The 3,758-nt window shown below is 65.2% G+C and carries 4 protein-coding genes; 3 read left to right on the top strand and 1 reads right to left on the bottom strand.

The features are described 5' to 3' along the window. Positions 1–370 (bottom strand): transposase (locus BST27_RS29740; RefSeq protein WP_249025738.1); only part of this gene is annotated, 370 nt, incomplete at its 3' end. A gap of 111 nt (positions 371–481) precedes the next feature. Here BST27_RS29740 and BST27_RS29735 point away from each other — a divergent pair. The 3 genes from BST27_RS29735 to BST27_RS29725 are packed head-to-tail and all read left to right on the top strand — an operon-like array spanning position 482 to position 3,599. After that, positions 482–1,693, top strand: coding sequence for a site-specific integrase (locus tag BST27_RS29735; protein ID WP_069422625.1), 1,212 nt, complete (start codon positions 482–484; stop codon positions 1,691–1,693). Then, on the top strand, positions 1,690–2,613 hold the full coding sequence (locus tag BST27_RS29730) for a tyrosine-type recombinase/integrase (protein ID WP_069422626.1): 924 nt from the start codon (positions 1,690–1,692) through the stop codon (positions 2,611–2,613). Before BST27_RS29735 ends, BST27_RS29730 begins: the two co-directional genes overlap by 4 nt. Next, positions 2,610–3,599 (top strand): tyrosine-type recombinase/integrase, encoded by a 990-nt coding sequence (locus BST27_RS29725; protein ID WP_069422627.1) that lies wholly within the window; start codon positions 2,610–2,612, stop codon positions 3,597–3,599. Before BST27_RS29730 ends, BST27_RS29725 begins: the two co-directional genes overlap by 4 nt. The last annotated feature ends 159 nt before the right edge of the window (positions 3,600–3,758 follow it).

The raw sequence follows: 3,758 nt of genomic DNA, 5'->3' as shown, positions 1-3,758 counted from the left end.
CCGCTGCGACGGCCCAACAGAGACGGTCTCTCACCACCTCCCGACACACCAAGCGCCTCGTGGCGCACAGCTCGGCCCCGAAGAAAATCGCCGCTGCTTTCAAGATCTCATTGGCCCGACGCAGCTCGGCGATCTCCTTGCGCAGCGCCTTGTTCTCCTCGGCTATCTGAGTCGTCACACCCGGGCGTTGGCCGGTATCGACCTCCGAGCGGTGGATCCAGGTCCGCAACGTCTCCGGGGTGCCGATCCCCAGCATGCCCGCAACCGCGGTGATCGCCGCCCACTGCGACGGGTACTGCGGGCGCACCTCAGTGACCATGCGCACCGCACGCTCACGAAGCTCGTCGGGGTACTTCCTGACACGTCCCATAACTCAGATCCTCCCAAGATCGGGAGTCTCCGGAAACGCCGGGACGGGTCATAATCCGGGGCCCGAACGCGCGACGCTTTCCTTCTCTGTCGGTTCTGAGAAGGAGGCTTCATGGGAAATCCGGATCGGGTGCGAGTCATCGGCCCGCTGGCGGCGTTCAACGGCGGTTTTGCTGTCGAGTTGGTTCGGCTGGGGTATCGGCGTAATGCTGCGGCCAATCAGCTGCAGTTGATGGCGCATTTGAGTCGTTGGATGGCTCAGCGCGGCCTGGTGGCCGATGAGCTGACGGAATCTGTGTTGGCGGATTTCCTCGTGGCACGACGTGCTGAGGGTTATCGCTTGTGGTTGTCTCCCAAGGCTTTATGGCCATTGCTGGAATATCTGCGTGGACTGGGTGTGGCGCCGGCAGAGTCAGCGCCGGAGCCGGGTGGGGCGGTGGAGACGCTGTTGGCCCGCTACCGGTGCTATCTGGTGGGTGAGCGAGGATTGTCGGCTGCCACCGCCGCGTTGTACGCCCATCTGACACGGCCGTTGCTTGCGGGCCAGATGTTGGACGGTCAGCTGGATTTGGCGTCGCTGACCCCGGCGGATGTCATCGGGTTCGTGCGTGTGTCGTGCCCGGGGCGTGCTGTGGGAACGGCGAAGCTGATCGTGACCGCGGTGCGGTCGCTGCTGGGCTTTCTGCATGTGGAGGGCGTAATCGGCTCGCCGTTAGCATCGGCGGTCCCGTCGGTGTCCGGCAGGACAAGCCTCGGCGTGCCAGGGGGCCTGGCCCCCGACGCGGTCGCACGGCTGTTGGCGTGCTGCGACCGCAATACCCCGATGGGTCGGCGGGATTACGCGATGGTCGTGCTGCTAGCGCGCCTGGGTTTGCGTCCCGGCGAGGTGCGCTCCTTGCAGCTGGACGATATCGATTGGCGCGCTGGGGAACTCGTCGTCACGGGCAAAGGACATCGGATCGAGCGGCTGCCTCTGCCGGTGGACGTGGGCGAAGCGGTGGCCGAATATCTGCGTGACGGCCGTCCGGCGCCCGCTGATTGCCGCAGCGTGTTCGTGCGGTTCCGCGCCCCGCACCGGTCCTTGTCAGTGTCCGGCGTGACCGACACGGTCTGCAGGGCAGCCCAACGAGCCGGACTGGGCTGCATCAGAGCACGGCAGTTAAGGCACACCGCGGCCACAGCGATGGTGCAGGCCGGAGCGGCGCTCCCCGAAGTCGGTCAGGTGCTGCGTCACCGCCGCCTGTTGACCACCAGCATCTACGCCAAGGTCGACATTGAGGGCCTTCGTGAACTGTCCCGTCCCTGGCCGGGCGGTGCGGTATGAACCCGCTGCGACAAGCGCTGGCCGACTATCTGAGCCTGCGCCGATCCCTGGGCTACGGGTTGGCGCGGCCTGAGAAGCTGCTCAGCCAATTCCTGGACTACCTCGAAGAGCGCGGCGCGGCGGTGATCACCGCCGATCTGGCGTTGGCGTGGGCGCGGCTACCCCAAGACGCCAGCCCCCTGTGGTGGGCGCATCGCCTCACCGTTGTGCGGGGGTTCGCTGCCTATTTGCATGTCCTCGACAAGGCGCATGAGGTACCGGCCACCGATGTGTTGCCGTGGAAATCCCACCGCGCCAACCCGTATCTGTACACCGACTCCGAGATCGCCGCGCTGATCGCCGCCACAGCCACGCTGCGATTTCCGTTGCGGGTGGCCACCTACCGGACCCTGATCGGGCTGTTGGTGGTCACCGGGATGCGCGTCGGCGAGGCGATCGCCCTCGACGTCGACGACTTCGACACCGACCGCGGGGTGCTGCTGATTCGCCATGCCAAAGGCGGTGCCACACGGCAGCTGCCATTGCATCCCAGCACCACAGCAGCCGTACTGGCCTACCTGCAGCGTCCCGACCGAAGATCAACAGCCCACACGACGGCGCTGTTGATCTCCCCGGCGGGCACCAGGCTGCTCTACTGCAACATCCACTGGACATTCCAGAAACTGTTGCAGCAAGCCGGCATCGGCCCCCGGTCGTCGTCGTGTCGGCCACGCATTCATGATGTGCGGCACAGCTTCGCCGTCTCCAGCCTGCTCGACGCCTACACAGGTGAACTCGACATCGACCGACGACTCACCCTGCTGGCAACCTATCTCGGCCATCGCAGCCCCGCGGGCACGTATTGGTATCTGTCGGCCGCGCCCGAATTGCTCGCCGCAGCCCTGCAACGGCTCGACGACAAAAGCGAGGATCAACGATGACCGCGCTGGCGCCAACCCTGCAGGCGTTCTTCACCGACCGGCTCCGACAGCAACGCCACGCTAGCGACGAAACCGTCCGCGCCTACCGCGACACCTGGAGGCTGCTACTCGGTTTTGCCACCGCGCGAACCGGCAAGCAACCATCGCTGCTCGGCATCGACGACATCGACAGCGACCTGATCGCCGCGTTCCTCGATCACCTCGAACACGATCGGCACAACAGTGTGCGCACCCGCAACGCCCGACTCTCGGCGATCCACTCGCTGTTCCACTTCGCCGCGCCACGCCATCCCGAACACGCCGCCACTATCAGCCGTGTCCTGGCCATGCCGTCCAAACGCTTCGAACGCGCCCTAGTCACCTACCTCACCGTCGAGGAGGTCGAAGCCCTACTCGCCGCACCGGATCCGACCACCCGGACCGGACGACGCGATCGGGCGCTCATCCTGCTGATGGTCCAAACCGGCTTGCGTATCTCTGAACTGATCATGCTGCGCGGCAACGACATCCACCTCGGAGCCGGAGCGCACGTCGCCTGTCACGGCAAGGGACGCAAGGACCGCATCACCCCGCTGACCAAATCGACCATCAACGCCCTACGCGAGTGGATGTCCGAATCCTCAATCAAAGCAACAGATCCGATCTTCCCGACCCGAACCGGGAAGCCAATGAGCCGCGACGCCATCGAACACAGACTCACCCATCACCAAGACGCCGCGGCCCTCGCCTGCCCATCGCTGAACACCAAACATGTCACTGCCCACGTGTTACGTCACACCGCAGCCATGCGACTCCTCGAAGCCGGCGTCGACACCACCGTCATCGCCCTCTGGCTCGGACACGAACGCGTCGACACCACCGCGATCTACCTACACGCCCACCTCGACATCAAGGAGAAAGCCCTCGCCCGCACCACGCCACCCAACGTCGAAATCGGGCGCTACCGCCCCAAAGACACCCTGCTCGCCTTCCTCGAAACACTCTGATTATGCCGACTTCAGCAGCCTGTCCACCCCCACCACCGGGGCAGATACCGGCCAGGTCGGCATAATCCGGACGTCGGCGTAATGAAACCAGCATCGCTGCTCTCGGGTTGCCGGGAACACCTCCCGGACCGCCTTCCAGAACCCGAGTGCTCCGTCGCC

The organism is Mycobacterium intermedium (assembly GCF_002086275.1).
Classification (GTDB): Bacteria; Actinomycetota; Actinomycetes; order Mycobacteriales; family Mycobacteriaceae; genus Mycobacterium; species Mycobacterium intermedium.
The sequence above is the reverse complement of the archived record's forward strand: the minus strand, read 5'-3'. Positions and strand labels throughout refer to the sequence as shown.